This is a genomic window from Streptomyces sp. cg40, assembly GCF_050320165.1.
GTDB lineage: Bacteria > Actinomycetota > Actinomycetes > Streptomycetales > Streptomycetaceae > Streptomyces > Streptomyces hokutonensis.
Genome location: NZ_CP190128.1, coordinates 7928146 through 7948323 on the forward strand (window position 1 = coordinate 7928146; position 20178 = coordinate 7948323).

A 20178-nucleotide genomic window follows, 5' to 3' on the forward strand; every position below is an offset into this window, starting at 1 on the left:
TCTGTGGCGACACACCTTGTCGAAGGCCTTGCCGAAGGGAACAGCCATGAAGACGCTCCTCGTCCACGCCCACCCCGAGCCGCGTTCGCTGAACGGCGCACTGAAGGACCTCGCCGTGTCCACTCTCGAAGCCGCCGGGCACGAGGTGCGGGTGAGCGACCTGTACGCGATGAACTGGAAGGCCGTGGTGGACGCGGCGGACTTCGGCGAGCACGCCACGAACCCGCTGCGGGTGGTGCCGAGTTCGGCCGGGGCCTACGACGCCGGTGCGCTCACGCCCGACGTGGCGGCCGAGCAGCAGAAACTCCTATGGGCCGACACCATCGTCTTCCAGTTCCCCATGTGGTGGTACACCATGCCGGCGATCCTGAAGGGCTGGGTGGACCGGGTGTTCTCCTTCCACTTCGCCTACGGGGTCGGAGTGCACGACGAGACGCGCTACGGCGAGCGTTTCGGTGAGGGGACGCTGCGGGGGCGCCGGGCGATCCTGTCGGTGACCGTCGGGGGCCCGGAGTCCCACTACACCGATCGCGGGATCAACGGTCCGATCGAGGACCTGCTGTTCCCCATCCACCACGGGATCCTGTACTACCCGGGCGTGGAGGTGCTGCCGCCCTTCGTGCTGTACGGCACCGACAGGATCACCGGCAGCGACTTCGAGGACGCCGCGAAGGCCTGGCGGGAGCGGCTGCTGTCACTGGAGACGACGGAGCCGATTCCGTTCCGGCGCCAGAACTTCGGTGACTACGAGATCCCGTCACTGCGGTTGAAGGAGGGCCTGGAGGTGCCCGGCCGCAAGGGGTTCGGCCTGCATGTGCGCGGTTAGCGGCAGGAGCGGGGCGCGTCACAGGCCATGGGCGGCTTCGCCGGGCGGGAGCACCTCGCACAGCGCCTCCAGCGCGGCCCCGAACCTGGCCTCCGAGGGCGTCGCGTACCCCACGACGAGACCGTCCTCAACTCGCGCCCCCGACCCGGTGGTCGCCGCCTCCGGATGCCGGAACGCGGCCAGCCCGTCCAGCGCGACGCCCTGCCACGCGGCGGCCTTCAGCGCGGAGCGCTCCGTGCCGGGCGGCAGCCGCAGCACCGCGTGCAGGCCCGCGGCGACCCCGGTGACCCCGATGTGCGGGGCCCGCGCGGCGAGCGCCGCGACCAGGCGGTCACGGCGGCTGCGGTACCGCTGCCGCATCCGCCGCACATGACGGTCGTAGGACCCGGACGTGATGAAGTCGGCGAGGCTCAGCTGGTCGAGGACGCTCGCCCAGGCCTCGCGTTCGCCCTTGGCCGCGAGCACGCCCTCGACGTTCCGCTCCGGCAGGACCATCCAGCCCAGGCGCAGTGCGGGGGAGAGGCTCTTGCTGACCGAGCCGAGGAGGATCACCCGCTCCGGGTCGAGGCCCTGGACGGCGCCGACGGGCTTGCGGTCGTAGCGGAACTCGCCGTCGTAGTCGTCCTCCAGGACCAGCCCGCCACGCGCGCGTGCCCAGTCGATCACGGCGGCCCTGCGCTCGGCGTGCAGCGGGCCGCCGGTGGGGAACTGGTGCGCGGGCGTGAGCAGTACGGCCCGTTCCTTCGCCAACTCCCCGACGCGCGCGCCGTGTTCGTCGACCGGCAGCGGCACGGTCCGTACGCCGGCCGTGCGCAGCAGCTCCCGGTGGAAGCCGAGTCCGTACGTCTCCACGGCCAGTGGTCCGCGCAGCGGCCCGCCGCCGCCCTGGCCGAACAGCAGGCGCAGCCCGTGCGCGAAGCCGGAGCAGATCACGATCCGGTCGGGCGCGGTGCGCACCCCACGCGCGCGTGCCAGGTATTCGGTGAGCGCCTCCCGCAGCTCGATCCGGCCGGCCGGATCGCCGGGCCCGAACACCTCGTCGGGCGCCTGCTGGAGCGCCCGCCGGTAGGACGCGAGCCAGGCCGCGCGCGGGAACGCCGACGCGTCGGGCGTGCCCTGCCGCAGGTCGTGCCGGGGCGCACGCGCGCGTGGAGGTGCCGTAACCGGGCCGTTCCCGGCGTGTCGCGTCGGCTGCGCCCGTAGGGGCCGGGCGCTGTCGGCGACCCGGGTGCCCGAGCCCTGGCGCGCGGTCAACCAGCCCTCCGCGACGAGTTCCGCGTACGCGCCCGCGACCGTGTTCCGGGCGACCCCGAGGTCGGCGGCGAGCGAGCGGTACGGCGGCAGCCGGGTACCGGGGGCGAGTCGCCCGCCGCGCACGGCCTCTCGCAGTGCGTCGATGAGGGCGGCCCGCCGACCACCCGTCCCGGACAGTTCCAGATGCAGATCGGCCCCGATCCGCTCCGCCGAATTGACCCACGATTCCACCATGGAAATGCACTCTACAAGGGGTCTTTCTGACTCGTAGATTTGTTGCATGACGACGAACACGAACACAAACACCCAGGTCACCACTACGACGCCCCGCATCGACCTCGCCCGCACCGCCCCGAAGGTCTTCCGCGCCCTCATCGGCTTCGACGCCGCCGCCCGCGAGGGTCTGGACCCGGCCCTGGTCGAGCTGATCCAGATCCGCGCCTCGCACCTCAACCACTGTGCGTACTGCCTCCACATGCACACGAACGACGCCCGCAAGGCCGGCGAGAGCGAGGACCGGCTGCACATGGTCGCCGTCTGGCGCGAGGCCCGGCACTTCTTCACCGAGCGCGAGCAGGCGGCCCTCGCCCTCACGGAAGCGGTGACCCTGGTGGCCGACGGCGGCGTCCCGGACGACGTCTACGCGCAGGCCGCCGACCGGTTCGACGAGGCGGAGCTGGCCCACGTCCTGTCCCTGATCCTCACGATCAACACCTGGAACCGGGTGGCCCTGGCGACCGCGAAGGCGGCGGGCACGGACCAGCGCCGCTGAGCCGGCACATCACACCGCCGCGCCTCACGCCTCGCACCTCGCGCTTCCCCGCGTCACACCGTCATCGGCCGGTCGTACGGCCCGATCGGCGCCGGGAGCTGCGAACTCCCGGTCAGATAGCGGTCGACGGCCGCCGCCACGGCCCGCCCCTCCGCGATTGCCCACACGATCAGCGACTGGCCTCGCGCCGCGTCCCCCGCGACGAACACGCCCCGCGCGCTCGTCGCGAAGTCCGCGTCCCGGGTGACCGTGCCGCGCGGTGCCATCGCCAGCCGCAGCTGGTCGATGAGCCCGTCGGCCCGGTCGGGCCCGGAGAACCCGAGCGCGAGCAGCACGAGATCGGCGGGCAGGCTGCGCCCGGAACCGTCCAACGGGCGCCGCTCCGCGTCCACTTCGACCAGGTGCAGGGACCGCACCCGCCCGTCCGCGTCCCCCTCGAAGCGGAGGGTCGAGGCCGCGAACAGCCGGGCGTCCGCGTCCGCCGCGGGCGCCGTCTCCAGATCCCGCGCCTCCTCGTGGGCGGCCGACAGCCGGTAGATCTTCGGATACGTCGGCCAGGGTTCCGCGTCCTCGTCGCGCTCGGCGTCCGGCTGGGCGTAGATGTCCAACTGGGTTACGGACGCGGCCCCTTCACGCACCGCCGTGCCGAGGCAGTCGGCCCCGGTGTCACCGCCGCCGACGATGACGACATGCTTCCCGGCGGCGGACATCGGCGACTCGGCCAGGTCCCCCTCGCACACCCGGTTGGCCAGCGGCAGATACTCCATCGCCTGGTGGATGCCGGTCAACTCCCGCCCAGGTACGGCGAGTTCGCGCCATGCCGTCGCTCCGGTGGCGATCACCACCGCGTCGTAGCGCGCCCGCAGTTCGGCCGCTCCGACATCCCGCCCGACCGTCGTGGACGTACGGAACTTGGTGCCCTCGGCCCGCATCTGCTCCAGTCGCCGTTCCAGATGCCGCTTCTCCATCTTGAACTCGGGGATGCCGTACCGCATCAGCCCGCCGAGCCGGTCGTCCCGCTCGTACACGGCGACCGTGTGCCCGGCGCGCGTCAACTGCTGTGCCGCGGCAAGGCCGGTGGGCCCGGAGCCGACCACCGCGACGGTCCGCCCGGACAACCGGTCCGGTGGTCTGGGTGGCGCGAAACCGTCGGTCCACGCACGGTCGGCGATGGCCACCTCGACGTTCTTGATGGTGACCGCGGGCTGGTTGATGGCGAGCACGCAGCCGGCCTCGCACGGCGCCGGGCACAACCGCCCGGTGAACTCCGGGAAGTTGTTGGTGGCGTGCAACCGGTCGGCCGCCGCCCGCCAGTCCTCCCGGCTCACCAGATCGTTCCACTCGGGGATCAGGTTCCCGAGCGGACAGGCGTCGTGGCAGAACGGGACACCGCAGTCCATGCACCGGTCGGCCTGCCTGCTCACGATCGGCAGCAGCGCGCCCGGGACATACACCTCGTCCCAGTCCCGCACCCGCTCGTCGACGGGCCTGCGGGGCCACTCCTCGCGCGGAGTGGTCATAAAACCCTTGGGATCGGCCATGGCGGTCTTCCTCGCGTCCGCATGCGACAGGCCGTGCGTCATCGAGCGGCACTCTTTCAGCCACGATAAGGCCCCCCGGCCGAGCGCGCAGAGTGGGCGAGACCGCTTTCTCACGGGGGTTTCCGCAGGCTTGTGCCGCCCTTTGCCCGCGTTCCTCAGCCCGCGCCCAGTTGATCTTGGGACTTCGCTCAGGCGAGGGCCAGCATGTAGACCAGCGCGGCGGCGGCCGAGGTCACCGCGCGGACGTGGTTCCACATCGTCCACTCGCGCACGTACGACGGCCAGTACGCGGCGGCCTCCGGGGTCCCCGGGTCCAGCTTCAGCAGGGCGTCGTTGCGGGGCACGTTCGCGACGAGGGTCAGCCCGAACGCCCCGAACAGATACAGCGCGCTGCCCAGCAGCAACTCCGCGGTCCCCCGGTCCGGCCACAGCACGAACGTCACCACCGCGATCACCGCGCACACCAGCGCCGAACCGGCGAACAGCAGCATGAACGCGGGCGTCATCGCCGCCCTGTTGATCGCGTTCATCGCGGCGACGCCCTGCGCGGGCGGCAACTCGGCCAGCCCCCGCATGACCAGCACGGAGAAGGCACAGAACACGCCCGCCATCACCCCGGTCGCGAGCACCCCCAGAACCGTCAGCGCGAAATACGGTTCACCGATCATGCCGACACCAACTCCCGCCCGTTGAGCCGAGATCCTGCACACCACCAACCATCACGACAAGTCGAACCCATCCCCGCCCGCGCAACCATGGCCGAGAATCGCCGGGGCATACGCGGGCGTCCACGGCGCCGTCTCCCGGCATGGGTTGGGCATCACGCCGGGACGTCCCGCCAGTCCCGCAGCACCTGTTCCACCCCCGCCGCGATCCGCCGTCGCGCCTCGTGTCTCGGCACCCCGCTCATCAGCAACTGGTCGTAGGGCGTGTCCACATGCCGTGCGGACGCCACCACCGCCGAGACCACCGCGCCCTCGGACAGTGCCCGTCCCGCCGCGCTCCGCCCCACCCGCCCGCTGCCCCGCAGCGAGGCGTGCGCGGCGATCGTCCGGGCCCGCTCCTCGGGGCAGCCGGGGAACAGCCGTCGTATCTCCGCCGCGAACGCCTCCGCGAACCGCACGTCCTCCGCGGCCCGCCGCCCGGCGTCCCGCACCCGGCGCCGCCGCCGCGCCTCGGCGTCCGCGAGGCACCGCTCCTCGGCCCGGGCGAGCCCCGCCTCCTCGACGAGGACGCCCTGCCGCTCGTACCGGCCCCGGCGCCGGTTGAACCGCACGACCACCGCCGACAGCGTGCTCTCCTCCCGCGCCCTGCGCGTCAGCGCGGTGTCGCCGCGCGGCAGGAACACCAGATGCCCGAGGTCCACGCAGTCGAGACACCGCGGCACCCCGGCCTCGACGACCAGCAGCGCCAACGGCCCGCGACGACACCCCGCACAGTGCCGTTTCCTGAGCGGCTGGACGACCACGAGTCCGGCGCCGACCACAAGTCCGTTGCGGAGCGGGGGAGTCGAGAGCGATGCCATACGAGATCCATTCCCTGCCACCGACCACCTCTCTCCTGTCTCTCTGTCCTGTCTGTCCTGTCTTCCAGGTCCGCCGCACCTGCGCCTCGCGCGGAACGAACACCGACACCCGCGTCCGAGCGCCTCTGCCGTCACCGCCCGTCCCGCCAGGCCTCCGGCCCCGAAGACGACGATCCCGTCCATGCCCAACCCCCTTGCCCGGCAGCGTCCTTCGCCGCCCGACCTGGACGTTGGGGACCAGGGGCCCGGTTACTTCAACGGTATCGGCGCTAGCCTCGACGGATGACCGACGCGACGGACGACGTAGGGCGGCAGCCGCTCGACCGGGACATGTTCGACCCGTCTGCCCCTCCTCCGTGATGCCGTTCCGGGTCGGTGACTGGGGGCACCGCCCACGCCGTTAAGGCAGTGGGGGAGGACCGGCATGGTCGTCCGCTGGCTCGAGGGCGGTCCGCGCCGGTTCACCGAACTCCGGGTGCCGCTCGGGGCCGTCACCCCCAAGGTCCTCAGCGAGACCCTGCGTGCCATGCGGCGCGACGGCCTGCTGACCAGGACCGCGTACGACGAGAACCCGCCGCGCGTCGAATACGCCCTCACCCCTCTCGGCCGCAGTCTCATTCCCCTCCTCGACGCGGCCCGCGCCTGGAGCGAGACCCATCTCCCGCACCTGCTCGCCGCCCGCCGGAGCCACCCGGACGACACCCCCTGACCGGGGGCTGACGCATCATGGGCCCTGTGCGACTGGAAGCGATCACCTGGGACCGGCTCGGCGACCTCCTCGCCGAGCGCCTGCTCGACCTCAAGCCGGCCGACGGTGGCCCTTGGCCGCGCATCGCCTTTGACGGCGCCCCGGCGGCCCGCCCGGGCGACCTCGCCGAGCGGGTCGCGGAGGCGCTGCGCGTCCGCGGCCGTCCCTCGCTCGTCGTCGGCACGGAGGGCTTTCTGCGCCCCGCCTCGCTGCGCCTGGAATACGGGCACCAGGACGCCGACGCCTACTACGACGGCTGGTTCGACACCCGGGCCCTGTGGCGCGAGGTCTTCGGCCCGCTCGAACCGGACGGCGACGGCCGCGTCCTGCCCGACCTGTGGGACCCGGCCGCCGACCGTGCCACCCGCAGCCCCTACGTCCAACTCCCGCCCGGCGCCCTTCTGTTGCTGCACGGTCCCTTCCTCCTGCGGCACTGGTTCCCCTTCGACCTGACCCTCCACGTCCTCCTCTCACCGGGCGCCCTGCGCCGCCGTACCCCCGAGACCGAGCACTGGACCCTGCCCGCCTTCGAGCGCTACGAGGACGACACCGACCCGGCCGGCACGGCGGACGTCCTGGTGCGCGCCGACGATCCACGGCACCCGGCGTGGGGCGGGCTGCCCACGGGCTGAGCGACCTGGCGTTGCCCAAAGGCTTTTGTATGCGCATGCATTTAGTTAGGGTGTCGTCATGCCGATCTTCGACGACTCCGTCCGTGCTCTCCTCGACGGCAGGAACTTCGCCGGCGTCGCCACCCTCCGGCCAGACGGCGCTCCGCAGACCTCGGTGGTCTGGATCAAGCGCGAGGACGACACCGTCCTCTTCTCCTCCCTCCAGGACCGGCAGAAGGTGCGCAACCTCCGCCACGATCCCCGCGTCAGCCTTTCGGTGTTCGACCTCGCCAACCCCTACGCCTCGGTCGAGATCCGCGGCACCGCCGAGAGCCTCCCCGACCCGGACAGGCGGCTCCCGCACGAGCTCTCGCACAAGTACCTCGGCATCGACCCGCCCGGCGAACGAGACGACCGGGTGCGGGTGATCGTCCGCGTCGTGCCGACGAAGATCGTGGGCTTCCAGGTCTGAGTGCCGTGCGAACTCCGTCCGAGTGCCGTCCGAGTACCGCCCGGCGCCGCCCGAGAGCCGTCCCGGACTTCCCGTCGGCGCACCGGAAGTCGCGACCGTCCGGGTGCGTTCGCCCCGCCGCGCGGCGAGAATGTAGGGCGCCGGGACTAGCGGAACGTTCTGTGCCGCGCCGGCCGTCCGGCACCGGGAGGTACTTCATGACCACCGCCGGAGACATCATGCACCGGGGCGCCCAGTGGATCCCCGCCCATGAAACCCTGGACCGCGCCGCCCAGCTGATGCGCGAACTGGGCGTCGGAGCCCTGCCCATCAGCGACGAGAACGAACGGCTCTGCGGCATCCTCACCGACCGGGACATCGTCGTCGGCTGTGTGGCCATGGGCCACGATCCGGCGAAGATCACCGCGGGCGAGATGGCCCAGGGCACGCCCCGTTGGATCGACGCCGGCGCCGATGTCGGCGAGGTGCTCCAGGAGATGCAGGGACACCAGATCCGCCGGCTTCCCGTCATCGAGAACAAACGCCTCGTCGGCATGATCAGCGAGGCCGACCTCGCCCAGCATCTGACGGAGGAACAGCTCGCCGGCTGGGTCGAGAGCGTCTACGCCCGGAGCGGCATGCGGTGAACCGCCGGACGGTTCCGGTTCAGCGGCTGTCTCTCAGAGCCAGCCGTTGCGCCGGAAGCCCCGGTACAGCGCGAGACAGGCGATGGATATCACGCCGAGGACGAGGGGATAGCCGAACCGCCAGTGCAGCTCCGGCATGTGGTCGAAGTTCATGCCGTACACACCGCACACCATCGTCGGCACGGCGATCACCGCGGCCCAGGCCGTGATCTTCCGCATGTCCTCGTTCTGCGCGACCGTCACCTGGGCGAGGTGCGCCTGCAGAATCGAGTTGAGCAGTTCGTCGAAGGACGCGATCTGCTCCTTCGCCCGCAGCAGATGGTCGGAGACATCGCGGAAGTAGGCCTGTATCTCCGGTCCGACCACCCGCATCGGCTGCGTGGACAGCGCCTCCAGCGGACCACTGAGGGGGACCACCGCCCGCTTCAACTCCAGCAGTTCACGCTTGAGTTGGTAGATACGGCCGGGGTCCGCCCGCGCGCCGTTCTCCGCGAACACGTCCGTCTCCACCTGGTCGATGTCCGCCTGCACCGAGTCCGTGACGCTCAGATAGTCGTCGACCACGTGGTCCGCGATCGCGTGCAGCACCGCGGCCGGTCCCTTGGCGAGCTGCCGGGGGTTCGACTCCAACTCCTCGCGCAGCGGCCCCAGTGAGCCGTGCCGTCCGTGTCGCACGGTGATGACGAACTCGGCGCCGACGAACACCATGATCTCGCCGGTGTCCACGACCTCGCTCGTCGCCGTCAGCTTCTCGTGCTCGACGTAGCAGACCGTCTTGAACACCGCGAACAGCGTCTCGCCGTAGCGCTCCACCTTCGGGCGCTGATGGGCCTCGATCGCGTCCTCGACCGCCAGCGGGTGCAGGTCGAAGAGCTCGGCGATGCCCGCGAACTCCTCGTTCGTCGGCTCGTGCAGGCCGAGCCAGACGAAGCCGTCGTCCTTCTTGCGCACCCGCTCGACGGCGTCCACCAGATCGCCGCCGACCGGGACCCGGACGCCGTCCTGATACGTGACGCACTTCACCACCGAGGAGCCCAGGGGCGACCGGGCGTGGTGGCTCAGGTCGACCCGCGGGCGCCGTCGCGCCAGCCGCGCCACCTTGCGGAGGCCGCCGACCCTGCCGAGGCCCGTGACCTTCCGAAGATTCCCTGCCATGGACATCCGGATCTCCTTGCGTGGATCCCCTCGCATCGCATTTCTGCGCCTGGCGTGCCAGTTTGCCAGGCCGACGTGAGCGGCGGGTAAGCCTGTGGGAACGGAATCCTCCGCTTTGTTCCCGGCTGTGGACGAAGCCGCGCGAGGGCGTTCCGAACCGGAGCGTCGCCCCCTCCCGAGAAGCGGGGCAACTGGGATGATCGCGGCATGACGCGATCCGACGGGTACCTCCTCGACAACCGCCAGTCCGAGGCGGGGCAGCGCTTCGACGCCTTCGCCACGCTCTTCGACCCCACCACGTTCCGGCACCTGGAGGGGTTCGGCGTCGGACCCGGCTGGCGGGTCTGGGAGGTCGGCGTCGGCGGCACCTCGGTGGTGTCCTGGCTGGCCAAGAAGGTCGGACCGACCGGGAAGGTCCTCGCGACCGACATCGACACCTCCCAGGTCGCCTCGGTGGCCCGCCCGCCGATCGAGGTGCGCGTCCACGACGTCGGCGCCGAGGAGCCGCCGGGGGAGGGCTTCGACCTCGTGCACGCCCGACTGGTCCTCGTCCATGTCCCGGACCGGGAACGGGCGTTGCGCTCGATGATCAAGTCCCTGCGTCCCGGCGGCCGCCTCCTGATCGAGGACGCCGACCCCGCCCTCCAGCCCCTGCTCTGCCCCGACGAACACGGCCCCGAGCAGCAACTGGCGAACCGTCTCCGCAACGGCTTCCGCGCCCTCCTCGCCGACCGCGGCGCGGACCTCTCCTACGGCCGCAGACTCCCGCGCCTGCTCCGCGAGGCCGGCCTGCGCCGGGTGGAGGCGGACGCGTACTTCCCGGTCACCTCACCGGCGTGCGCCGCCCTGGAATCCGCGACGGTCCGCCAGATCCGCGACCAGCTCGTCGCCGCGGGCCTCGCCACGGACGAGGACATCGACCGCCATCTGGCCAATGTCGCCTCCGGCACGATGGACCTCGCGACGGCACCGATGATCTCGGCTTGGGGGCGGAAGGGGTAGGCGGGGAGCGGGAGTTGACTCCGGGCGGGCGCTGCTTGGGATGTGATGCCCGGTCCTTCCCCAAGGGGCGCTGCCCGTCACGCCCGCCCAGGCGGTCGTCCTCCCACCCGTTCCACCGCTCGCGCCCCCGCCCGGCACCCCTCCCGCGCCGCCCTCTCGGGATCGGCGCCCGTCAGCAGCGTCGCGAGGAACGCGCCCGTGAACGCGTCGCCCGCGCCCGTGGTGTCCCGGGGCGTGGCGGGCTCGGCCGGTACACGCGCGTGGACCGTGCCGGAGTGGGCCACCAAGGCCCCCTCGGCGCCCTGCTTGGTGACGACCAGGGGGACATGGCGGCTCAACTTGGCCGCCGCGTCCGCCGGATCGGGCAACCCGGTGAGCAGACACGCCTCGTCCCGGCTGGGCAGCAGCACGTCCACCCCCTCGGCGAGCGCCAGGAAACGGTCCACCCCCAGCTCCACCAGGAACCCCGCCGACGCCGGATCCAGACTCACCGGCACCTCACGCGCGCGTGCCGACTCCACCGCCGCGGCCACGAACGCCCGGCTGGACTCGGAGAACAGCAGATAGCCCGACAGATGCAGCCGTGCGACGCCGTCCAGCAGCGAGTCCGACCAGTCCTCGGGGCCGAGCCGCAGCGCCGCGCCACTGTCGGTGAGGAACGTCCGCTCGGCCGAGGCTCCTGTGTCGACCAGGCAGATCACCGTCCCGGTCGCCGCCTCCGGATCGACGACGAGCCGGGGCCGTACCCCGGAGGCGACCAGCTCCCGCTCGTGCCACGCCGCCGCGTCCGCACCCACACGACCGAGCAGCCGTACGTCCGCGCAGCCCCAATGGGCCGCCCAGCACGCCACGTTGGCGCCCGCGCCGCCCGGCACGGTCCGGATCACCGCGGCCGTGTCGGTGCCCGGGGCGAGCGGGTCTCGATGCCGGGCCACGATGTCCGTGATCACGTCCCCGACGACCAGGAGCGCGCCGGCCGGCCCGGTCGTCACGCCTCCTCGGCCCAGGCCGCCGCGATCCGCCCCGCCAGCCGTACGTTGCCGCGCACGGCCGCCAGGTTGGCGCTCAGCGAGGCACCGTCCGTGTGCTCCACGAGGTAGCCGAGGAGGAACGGGGTGACCGCCTGCCCGGTGATGCCCTCCGCCTCGCACGCGTGCAGCGCGTCGGCGAGCACGCGCGCGTGCAGCGCGGGATCCAACTGCTCGTCCTCGGGCACCGGGTTGGCGACGATCAGCGTCGACTCCGGGGCGTCGAGCGCGTCCTGCGCCCGCATCACGGCCGCCACCTGCTGCGGGGTCTCCAGCGTCCAGTCCACCGGGTATCCGGAGTCGGAGAGGTAGAAGCCCGGGAAGCGGTCCGTGCCGTACCCGGCGACCGCCACGCCCAGCGTCTCCAGGCGCTGCAAGGTCGCCGGCACGTCCAGGATCGACTTCACGCCCGCGCAGACCACCGTGATCCGGGTGGAGGCCAGCAGCCCCAGGTCGGCGGACTCGTCCTGCGTCACCGTCCACTCCCGGTGCACCCCGCCCAGGCCCCCGGTCGCGAACACCCGGACGCCCGCCCGCGCCGCCAGCAGCGCCGTCGCCGACACCGTGGTCGCCCCGCTGGCCCCCGCCGCCACCGCGAGCGGCAGATCACGGTGGCCGAGCTTGCGGATCCCGTCCTCGTTGGCGACCCGCTCCAACTGCTCCTTGTCCAGGCCGACATGGGGCCGCCCGTCCAGCACGGCGATGGTCGCGGGGACGGCGCCCTCCTGGCGTACCGCCGCCTCCAGCTCCAGCGCCACCTGCAGATTGCGCGGGCGCGGCAGCCCGTGCGCGATGATCGTCGACTCCAGGGCCACCACGGGTCGACGCGCGTCGATCGCCTCGCGTACTTCCTCGGACACCACCAGCACCACGCGCCTCCTGTCGTTCGGTCTTCCCTCATCCCTGGCGGGCTCGGCGCCCGGTCAAACCCTCGCGGGCTGTGGGGGACATCATCACCGTCCGACATGGAAAACGGGGGCCACGCGTGCGTGGCCCCCGCTCTCCCGTGCGTCAGACCGGGCTGATGCCCGCCAGCGTCCCGTGCGGATCGAGCACGTACTTGCGGCTGGCGCCCTGGTCGAACTCGGCGTAGCCGCGCGGTGCGTCCTCCAGCGCGATCGGGGTGGCGTTGACCGCCTTCGCGATGTGCACGCGCCCGTGCAGGATCGCCATCATCAGACTCCGGTGGTACGTCATCACCGGGCACTGACCGGTCGTGAACCGGTGGCTCTTGGCCCAGCCGAGGCCGAGCCGCACCTTCAGGGTGCCGCTCTTGGCGTCCTCGTCGATCCCGCCGGGGTCGGCGGTGACATACAGCCCGGGGATGCCCAGGGCACCGCCCGCGCGCGTGACGCCCATCAGCGAGTTGAGGACGGTCGCCGGCGCCTCCGGGGCGTGCGGGCCGTGGGCCCGTGCCTCGAAGCCGACCGCGTCGACCGCCGCGTCCACCTCGGGCTCGCCGACGATCTCGGCGATCTGCTCCCCGATGTCGCCGCGCGAGACGTCGACGGTCTCGCAGCCGAAACTCCTTGCCTGGGCCAGGCGTTCGGCGTTGAGGTCGCCGACGATGACGACCGCGGCGCCCAGCAGCTGCGCCGACGCTGCCGCCGCCAGCCCGACCGGACCCGCCCCGGCGACGTACACCGTGGACCCGACCCCGGCGCCCGCGGTGACCGCGCCGTGGAACCCGGTCGGGAAGATGTCCGAGAGCATGGTCAGATCGAGCAGCTTCTCGCGTGCCTCGTCCCGGTCGGGGAACCTCAGCAGGTTGAAGTCCGCGTACGGGACCATGGCGTACTCGGCCTGACCGCCGACCCAGCCGCCCATGTCGACATAGCCGTAGGCCGCCCCCGGGCGGGCCGGGTTGACGTTCAGGCAGATGCCGGTCTTGCGTTCCTTGCAGTTGCGGCACCGCCCGCAGGCGATGTTGAACGGTACGGAGACGATGTCGCCCACGTCGATGAACTCGACGTCCGGACCCCGTTCGACGACCTCTCCGGTGATCTCGTGTCCGAGGACCAGTCCCTCGGGCGCGGTCGTCCGGCCGCGCACCATGTGCTGGTCGCTGCCACAGATGTTGCTGGCGAGTACCTTCAGGATCACCCCGTGCCGGACCTTGCGGCCGACGTTGGCCTGGGCGACTCCCGGCCCGTCCTGCAGTTCGAGCGTCGGGTAGTCGATGGTCCTGACCTCGACCGCGCCCGGCTTGAGATACGCGACTGCCCTGTTTCCGCTTCCACTCATGCGTGATCGCCGTCCCTTCGGCTCCGATCCCCCGGATGCCAGTGGCTGTGCGCGCGCATGGCGGAGTCTGCTACCGGCTCGGCGTCCCGGCCACCCTCCGCGGGCCATCGGGAACCGGGATTTTCCGGGAGCGGGTGAACAGCGCCAGCACTGCCAGGGGTATCAGCAGGCAGGCGGCGGCCAGGTTCAGCCAGCCGTAGCTCGCCTCCGCGACCACCAGGCCGGCCACCGCCCCGCCGATGCCCGCCGAGGTGTTCATGGTGAGGTCGGACAGGCCCTGTGCGGCGGCCCGCGCGGGCTGCGGCACCGAGTCGGTGAGCAGCGCCGAGCCGGAGACGAGCCCCGCCGACCAGCCCAGGCCCAGCACGAACAGCCCCAGCGCGATCCGCCCGTGACTCCCGCCCGCCGTACCGGCGAGGAACGCGGCACAGGCCAGCAGCCCCATCGCGAGCCCTATCCCCGACAACCGCCCCACCCGGTCGGACAGCCTGCCCATCAGGGGCGAGAACGCGTACATCCCCGCGATGTGCCCGCTGATCACCAGCCCGACCAGATCGATGCTCGCCCCGTGATGACCCAGTTCGACCGGGGTCATCGCCATCACCGACACCATCGCCGTGTGCACCACGGCCACCGTCACCAGCGCGAGCCGGGCCCGCGGCGACGCGGCCACCGCCGCGAACCCCGCCCGCAACGACCGCGCGGCCGGCGACCGGTCCTCCTCCGGCGCGAGCGCCCGGGCCGTCAGCAACGGATCGGGCCGCAGCAGTACGGCGACCACGACCGCGGCGACCAGGAAGATGCCGCCCGCCCACAGGAAGGGGCCAGCCGCCTCGGGTATCCCGAGCCCGGAGACGCTACGGCCCGCGGGCGCGGCGATGTTGGGGCCGAGGACCGCCCCTATGGTCGTCGCCCACACGACACGCGAGATGGCCCGGGCCCGCTGCTCCGGCTCGGCCAGATCGGCGGCGGCGAACCGGGACTGCAGATTCGCCGACGAGGCAGCCCCGAAGCAGGCCATGCCGCCCAGCAGCAGCGGAAAGCTCCCGATGCTCGCGGCGAGCACCACGACACCGGCTCCCAGGGCCCCGACCAGATAGCCGAGGACCAGGCCGGGACGCCGGCCGCGTGCCGTCATCAGCGCCGCGAGAGGCATCGACAGCAGCGCGGTGCCCGTGACGGTCGCCGTGGGCGCCAGCCCCGACAGCGACTCGGTCCCGCTGATCTGCTTGGCCAGGACGGCGGCCAGCGCGATCCCGGTGGCGACACCGAGCCCGCCCAGGATCTGGGTCGTGATCAGCACGCCGGAGGTCCGACGGCGCAGGGCGGGCAGCCGTTCGGCCATGACGGCCCGCTCTTCCAGGGCGGTCACAGCGCGCACCCGATGTCCCTGTGACCGCATGTGCAACCGGTCTTCCCCAGCACGGTCTCTCCCCCCGTAGTTGTCTGCCCGAGCTCAGAACAACGGCTCGGGCAGCACTCCCTCCAGCGCCAGCAGCTTCCGCTTCGTCTCCAGGCCGCCCCCGAACCCGCCGATGCCGCCGTCGCTCTCGACGACCCGATGGCACGGCACCACGACCGGCAGCGGATTGGAACCCATCGCCACCCCCACCGCCTGGGCCGCGCGCGGCTGACCGACCCGCCCGGCCAGATCGCCGTAGCCGACGACCGAGCCGTACGGGACGCCGGACGCCAGCTCGCGCAGCACCTGCCGGTTGAAGCCGGAGATCAGGGACCAGTCGAGCGGCAGGTCGAAGTCGCGTCGCGTTCCGGCGAAGTAGGCCTCGAACTGACGTATCGCCTCGGCCAGCAAGGGGGAGTCGGGCGCCTCGACCGGTTCGGTGCCCAGCCGGGACGCCAGCCGGTCGAGGGTCCTGTCGCGCACCGCGTCCGTGGCGTGGAACACGACGTTGACCAGGCCGTCCTGTGTCGCGGCCAGCAGCAGCGGACCGATGTCGGTGCCGACGACGGTCCACACGACCCGCTGCTCGTTCTGCCCATGGCTGTCCATGCGCCCACCGTACGACCCGGCACTGACAACGCCCCGCGAGCAGTCTCAGAACCCGCTCAGCGCGGACCGCACCACGTCCGGTCTGTTGGTGATGATGCCGTCCACGCCGTACCCGGCGACCTTCCACGCCGTGGGTGCGTCGTCGACGGTCCAGGCGTACACCTCCATCGGAGTGCCGTGCGGGCCCGTGAACCCGTGCACGGCGGAGACGTAGCTCGTGGAGATCGAGCCGTACGACGGGTTGATCAGGTCGGTGAAGGCGGCGTACTCGTGCAGGGCGGAGACGGAGGGTGTGCCGAGGAAGCCGGTCCTGATGCCGGGGCTGAGGTCGTGCACGATCCGGATGCTGTCCGCGCTGAAGCTCTGGACGATCAGCCGGCTGCCGAGGTGGGACTGGTCGAGCCATCCTTCGTTGCCCAGGACCTTGAGGGTCTGCTGCTCGATGCCGGGGTACAGCTCCGGGTTCTTGATCTCCAGGAGCAGGCTCTGGTGGTTGTGCTCCACCTCGCGCATGTACTGCGTGAGCGTGGGCACGCGCGTGCCCGTGAACGCGGGGCCGAACCAGCTGCCCGCGTCGAGGCGGGCGATCTCGGCGGCGGTGAAGTCCTTGACCTTCCAGGGGGCCCGGTCGGGGAACACCTTCGCTACGTCGGTGGTGCGCTTCAGGCTGTCGTCGTGGATGACGACGAGTTCGCCGTCCTTGGTGCGCTGGACGTCGTTCTCCACCCACTGGAAACCGAGTCGGGCCGCCTTGTCGATGGAGGCCAGGGTGTTCTCGGGGGCGTAGGCGGACGCGCCGCGATGGGCGACCACGGTGGGCCACTGGGTGGCGTCACCGGCACTGGCCCGGGGGGAGGGGAGCAGGAGGGCGGCGGCCCCCAGGAGCGCGGTGGTCGAGGCGGCAACTGCGCGCAGGTGCATGCGTACTCCTCGCGTCGAGCGATCACATACAGCTCAAGAATGACAGCGGAACGTCACTACCCGTGGGGTACGGGATGGACACAGAATGAATGGAGTTGCCCAAGTCCGCTCACCGGTGCCGCACAAGTGGGGCGGGGCCGTGTTTCTTTGCCGGAAAATCGTTCGACCATTCCGGTGGGGGTCATACTCTCTGCGTCGACCCTGACCGTTCCTGCGGTCCTGGGGCTGGGCGGGTTTCAGGAATTTGCGGGACGGAACAGGGCGGAAGGGTTACTGCGCATGCAGGGCACGGTCGACGGTTTCAGCTACGGACTCGTCACACCGCTGGTGGCCTACCTCATGGCCTGCCTCGGCGGTGCGCTCGGCCTGCGCTGCACCACCAGATCGATGCTCGTGGCCCAGTCCTGGAGGCCCGGCTGGCTCGCCCTGGGATCGGCGGCGATCGGTTCCGGCATATGGACGATGCACTTCATCGCGATGATGGGTTTCTCGGTCCGCCAGACACCGGTCCACTACGACAAGCCGATGACCTTCGCGAGCCTCGCCGTCGCCATCGTCATGGTGGGCGTCGGGATCTTCATCGTCGGCTACCGGGGAGCCAGGGGGACGGCCCTGTTCACCGGCGGTACCCTCACCGGCCTGGGCATCGCCTCGATGCACTACCTGGGCATGGCCGGCATGCGTCTCAACGGGAAGCTCGAATACAACACCTTCACGGTCTCCGCCTCCGTCGTCATAGCGGTCGTCGCCGCGATCAGTGCCCTGTGGGCGGCCGGGCAGGTCCGCGGGTTCCTGTGGAGCGTGGGCGCGAGCCTGATCATGGGGCTCGCCGTCACCGGCATGCACTACACCGGCATGGCCGCCCTCACCGTCCACGTCCACGGCACGGCCGCGACCACCGACGGAGTCTCCGCCGCGTCACTGCTGGCGCCCATGATGATCGGGCCCCTGGCCTTCCTCCTCCTGGCCGGCGTCGTCGTGATGTTCGACCCGCTGATGGTCATGGGCAAGCCCGCCCGGCTCCCCGTCGAGCACAAGCCCGGTGTCCCGGCCGGCGCCCTCGTCCCGCACCCCCGGCGCACCCCGGTCCGGGCCGACCGCGACCTCGGGCAGCGCCGCTCCCGCACCCCGCAGAACCGCTGATCCGACCCCGTTGTCAGTGGCGGGTCGTACGGTTGGTTCCATGCGGCCCGTTTCCCACATCGAACGCACGGTGGCGCCTTTCGAGGTCGTCAGTTCCTACCAGCCCAGCGGCGACCAGCCGGCGGCCATCGCCGAGCTGGCCCGGCGCGTCGAGGCAGGTGAGAAGGACGTCGTCCTGCTCGGCGCGACCGGCACCGGCAAGTCCGCCACCACCGCGTGGATGATCGAGAAGCTCCAGCGCCCCACCCTCGTGATGGCGCCGAACAAGACCCTGGCCGCCCAGCTGGCCAACGAGTTCCGCGAGCTCCTGCCGAACAACGCGGTCGAATACTTCGTCTCGTACTACGACTACTACCAGCCCGAGGCCTACGTCCCGCAGTCGGACACCTACATCGAGAAGGACTCCTCGGTCAACGAGGAGGTCGAGCGCCTGCGCCACTCCGCGACCAACTCGCTGCTCACCCGCCGCGACGTCATCGTGGTCGCCTCGGTGTCCTGCATCTACGGCCTCGGTACTCCACAGGAGTACGTGGACCGCATGGTCCCCCTCAAGGTCGGCGACGAGATCGACCGCGACCAGCTGCTGCGCCGCTTCGTGGACATCCAGTACACGCGCAACGACCTCGCCTTCACCCGCGGCACCTTCCGCGTCCGCGGCGACACCATCGAGATCTTCCCGGTCTACGAGGAACTGGCCGTCCGCATCGAGATGTTCGGCGACGAGATCGAGGCCCTCTCCACCCTCCACCCGCTGACGGGCGAGATCATCAGCGAGGACGAGCACCTCTACGTGTTCCCGGCCTCCCACTACATCGCCGGTCCCGAGCGCATGGAGCGGGCCGTCAACGACATCGAGAAGGAACTCGCCGAGCGGCTGGCCGAGATGGAGAAGCAGGGCAAGCTCCTGGAGGCCCAGCGCCTGCGGATGCGCACGACGTACGACCTGGAGATGCTCCGCCAGATCGGCTCCTGCTCCGGCGTCGAGAACTACTCGATGCACTTCGACGGCCGCGAGCCCGGCTCCGCGCCGAACACCCTGATCGACTACTTCCCCGAGGACTTCCTCCTCGTCATCGACGAGTCGCACAACACGGTCCCGCAGATCGGCGCGATGTACGAGGGCGACGCCTCCCGCAAGCGCACCCTCGTCGACCACGGCTTCCGGCTGCCCTCCGCCCTGGACAACCGCCCCCTGAAGTGGGAGGAGTTCCAGAAGCGCATCGGACAGACCGTCTACCTGTCGGCGACCCCGGGCAAGTACGAGCTCTCGCGCGCGGACGGCACGGTGGAGCAGATCATCCGTCCCACCGGCCTCATCGACCCCGAGGTCGTCGTCAAGCCCACCGAGGGCCAGATCGACGACCTGGTGCACGAGATCCGCAAGCGCACCGAGAAGGACGAGCGGGTCCTGGTCACCACCCTCACCAAGAAGATGGCCGAGGACCTCACCGACTACTTCCTCGAACTCGGCATCCAGGTCCGTTACCTGCACAGCGACGTCGACACCCTGCGCCGTATCGAGCTGCTGCGCGAGCTGCGCTCCGGCGAGTTCGACGTCCTGGTGGGCATCAACCTCCTGCGTGAAGGTCTCGACCTCCCCGAGGTGTCCCTGGTCGCCATCCTGGACGCCGACAAGGAGGGCTTCCTGCGCTCCGGCACCTCCCTGATCCAGACCATCGGCCGCGCGGCGCGCAATGTCTCCGGCCAGGTCCACATGTACGCCGACAAGATCACCCCGGCGATGGAGAAGGCCATCGAGGAGACCAACCGCCGCCGGGAGAAGCAGGTCGCGTACAACACGGCCAACGGCATCGACCCCCAGCCGCTCCGCAAGAAGATCAACGACATCGTCGCGCAGATCGCCCGCGAGGACGTCGACACGGAGCAGCTGCTCGGCTCCGGCTACCGCAAGGCGGCCAAGGACGGCAAGGGCGCCAAGGCCCCCGTGCCCGCGCTCGGCTCCAAGGCCGCGAAGGGCGGCAAGTCCGCCAAGGGCAAGGCGAAGGACGGGGCGCCGACCGACCGTCCCGCGGCCGAACTCGCCGAGCAGATCGAGGAGATGACCCAGCGCATGCGCGCCGCCGCCGCCGACCTGCAGTTCGAGGTCGCGGCCCGGCTGCGCGACGAGGTGCACGAGATGAAGAAGGAGCTGCGCCAGATGAAGGAGGCGGGCCTCGCCTGACCCCCTCAAGGCAGTGCCGGACCTCGGGATATGCGCTCTGTGTTGCAAGACCGACACAAAGTCCGATGCGGGGTTCGGCACTGTCAGTGCCGCTGCGTAGGGTTCTGGGCAGCCGTG

General features: G+C 71.2%; 20 protein-coding genes. 9 read left to right on the plus strand and 11 right to left on the minus strand.

Features of this window, described 5'->3' with window-relative positions; all coding sequences use genetic code 11:
• The first annotated feature begins 46 nt into the window (after window positions 1-46).
• Window positions 47-826 carry an NAD(P)H-dependent oxidoreductase gene (locus ACQHII_RS35720; RefSeq protein ID WP_427923135.1) on the plus strand — a complete coding sequence of 260 codons (780 nt, stop codon included), beginning with the start codon at window positions 47-49 and terminating at the stop codon, window positions 824-826.
• A gap of 18 nt (window positions 827-844) precedes the next feature.
• Here ACQHII_RS35720 and ACQHII_RS35725 read toward each other — a convergent pair whose 3' ends face one another.
• Window positions 845-2314 (minus strand): PLP-dependent aminotransferase family protein, encoded by a 1470-nt coding sequence (locus tag ACQHII_RS35725; RefSeq protein WP_427923136.1) that lies wholly within the window; start codon window positions 2312-2314, stop codon window positions 845-847.
• A gap of 46 nt (window positions 2315-2360) precedes the next feature.
• Between ACQHII_RS35725 and ACQHII_RS35730 the strand changes: the two genes are divergently transcribed.
• Window positions 2361-2852 carry a carboxymuconolactone decarboxylase family protein gene (locus ACQHII_RS35730; protein ID WP_427923137.1) on the plus strand — a complete coding sequence of 164 codons (492 nt, stop codon included), beginning with the start codon at window positions 2361-2363 and terminating at the stop codon, window positions 2850-2852.
• A 53-nt stretch (window positions 2853-2905) separates the two neighbouring features.
• Here the strand turns inward: ACQHII_RS35730 and ACQHII_RS35735 are convergent, their stop codons facing one another.
• From ACQHII_RS35735 to ACQHII_RS35745, 3 genes are all read right to left on the minus strand, one after another.
• On the minus strand, window positions 2906-4393 hold the full coding sequence (locus tag ACQHII_RS35735; RefSeq protein WP_427923138.1) for a glutamate synthase subunit beta: 1488 nt from the start codon (window positions 4391-4393) through the stop codon (window positions 2906-2908).
• A 188-nt stretch (window positions 4394-4581) separates the two neighbouring features.
• Window positions 4582-5061, minus strand: a complete 480-nt coding sequence (locus tag ACQHII_RS35740) for a DUF1772 domain-containing protein (protein WP_427923139.1) — start codon at window positions 5059-5061, stop codon at window positions 4582-4584.
• Window positions 5062-5213: 152 nt separating this feature from the next.
• Entirely contained in the window at window positions 5214-5918 is a 705-nt protein-coding gene (locus tag ACQHII_RS35745; RefSeq protein WP_427923140.1) for a DUF2293 domain-containing protein, read from the minus strand.
• A 424-nt stretch (window positions 5919-6342) separates the two neighbouring features.
• Here ACQHII_RS35745 and ACQHII_RS35750 point away from each other — a divergent pair, with 424 nt between their 5' ends.
• From ACQHII_RS35750 to ACQHII_RS35765, 4 genes are all read left to right on the plus strand, one after another.
• Entirely contained in the window at window positions 6343-6627 is a 285-nt protein-coding gene (locus ACQHII_RS35750; protein WP_427923141.1) for a winged helix-turn-helix transcriptional regulator, read from the plus strand.
• Between the two features lie 17 nt (window positions 6628-6644).
• Window positions 6645-7298: a uridine kinase gene (locus tag ACQHII_RS35755; RefSeq protein WP_427923142.1), complete on the plus strand. Its 654-nt coding sequence runs from the start codon at window positions 6645-6647 to the stop codon at window positions 7296-7298.
• A 58-nt stretch (window positions 7299-7356) separates the two neighbouring features.
• Window positions 7357-7749 (plus strand): PPOX class F420-dependent oxidoreductase, encoded by a 393-nt coding sequence (locus ACQHII_RS35760; RefSeq protein WP_427923143.1) that lies wholly within the window; start codon window positions 7357-7359, stop codon window positions 7747-7749.
• A gap of 197 nt (window positions 7750-7946) precedes the next feature.
• Window positions 7947-8375, plus strand: a complete 429-nt coding sequence (locus ACQHII_RS35765; protein ID WP_019067604.1) for a CBS domain-containing protein — start codon at window positions 7947-7949, stop codon at window positions 8373-8375.
• 33 nt (window positions 8376-8408) lie between these two features.
• Here ACQHII_RS35765 and ACQHII_RS35770 read toward each other — a convergent pair whose 3' ends face one another.
• On the minus strand, window positions 8409-9536 hold the full coding sequence (locus tag ACQHII_RS35770; protein WP_427923144.1) for a magnesium and cobalt transport protein CorA: 1128 nt from the start codon (window positions 9534-9536) through the stop codon (window positions 8409-8411).
• 201 nt (window positions 9537-9737) lie between these two features.
• On the opposite strand from ACQHII_RS35770, the gene ACQHII_RS35775 reads away from it, so the two are divergent.
• Complete coding sequence (locus ACQHII_RS35775) at window positions 9738-10532, plus strand: methyltransferase domain-containing protein (protein ID WP_427923145.1); 795 nt, start codon at window positions 9738-9740, stop codon at window positions 10530-10532.
• A gap of 77 nt (window positions 10533-10609) precedes the next feature.
• On the opposite strand, the gene ACQHII_RS35780 is transcribed toward ACQHII_RS35775, so the two are convergent.
• From ACQHII_RS35780 to ACQHII_RS35805, 6 genes are all read right to left on the minus strand, one after another.
• Window positions 10610-11524: a carbohydrate kinase family protein gene (locus tag ACQHII_RS35780; protein WP_427923146.1), complete on the minus strand. Its 915-nt coding sequence runs from the start codon at window positions 11522-11524 to the stop codon at window positions 10610-10612.
• Window positions 11521-12432 carry a pseudouridine-5'-phosphate glycosidase gene (locus ACQHII_RS35785; RefSeq protein WP_026178375.1) on the minus strand — a complete coding sequence of 304 codons (912 nt, stop codon included), beginning with the start codon at window positions 12430-12432 and terminating at the stop codon, window positions 11521-11523. The genes ACQHII_RS35780 and ACQHII_RS35785 overlap by 4 nt, the downstream gene beginning before the upstream one ends.
• 139 nt (window positions 12433-12571) lie before the next feature.
• A complete protein-coding gene (gene fdhA / locus ACQHII_RS35790) occupies window positions 12572-13804 on the minus strand; it encodes a formaldehyde dehydrogenase, glutathione-independent (protein ID WP_427923147.1) in 1233 nt (410 codons plus the stop codon).
• A gap of 70 nt (window positions 13805-13874) precedes the next feature.
• The gene (locus tag ACQHII_RS35795; RefSeq protein WP_427925485.1) at window positions 13875-15149 is read right to left on the minus strand and encodes an MFS transporter; all 1275 of its coding nucleotides are present in this window, start codon (window positions 15147-15149) and stop codon (window positions 13875-13877) included.
• Window positions 15150-15260: 111 nt separating this feature from the next.
• Entirely contained in the window at window positions 15261-15815 is a 555-nt protein-coding gene (locus ACQHII_RS35800; protein WP_427923148.1) for a methylated-DNA--[protein]-cysteine S-methyltransferase, read from the minus strand.
• 45 nt (window positions 15816-15860) lie between these two features.
• Window positions 15861-16736, minus strand: a complete 876-nt coding sequence (locus ACQHII_RS35805; protein WP_427923149.1) for a glycerophosphodiester phosphodiesterase — start codon at window positions 16734-16736, stop codon at window positions 15861-15863.
• Between the two features lie 279 nt (window positions 16737-17015).
• Here ACQHII_RS35805 and ACQHII_RS35810 point away from each other — a divergent pair, with 279 nt between their 5' ends.
• Window positions 17016-17879, plus strand: a complete 864-nt coding sequence (locus ACQHII_RS35810) for an MHYT domain-containing protein (RefSeq protein ID WP_427923150.1) — start codon at window positions 17016-17018, stop codon at window positions 17877-17879.
• 40 nt (window positions 17880-17919) lie between these two features.
• Window positions 17920-20061, plus strand: a complete 2142-nt coding sequence (uvrB, locus tag ACQHII_RS35815) for an excinuclease ABC subunit UvrB (protein ID WP_427923151.1) — start codon at window positions 17920-17922, stop codon at window positions 20059-20061.
• The last annotated feature ends 117 nt before the right edge of the window (window positions 20062-20178 follow it).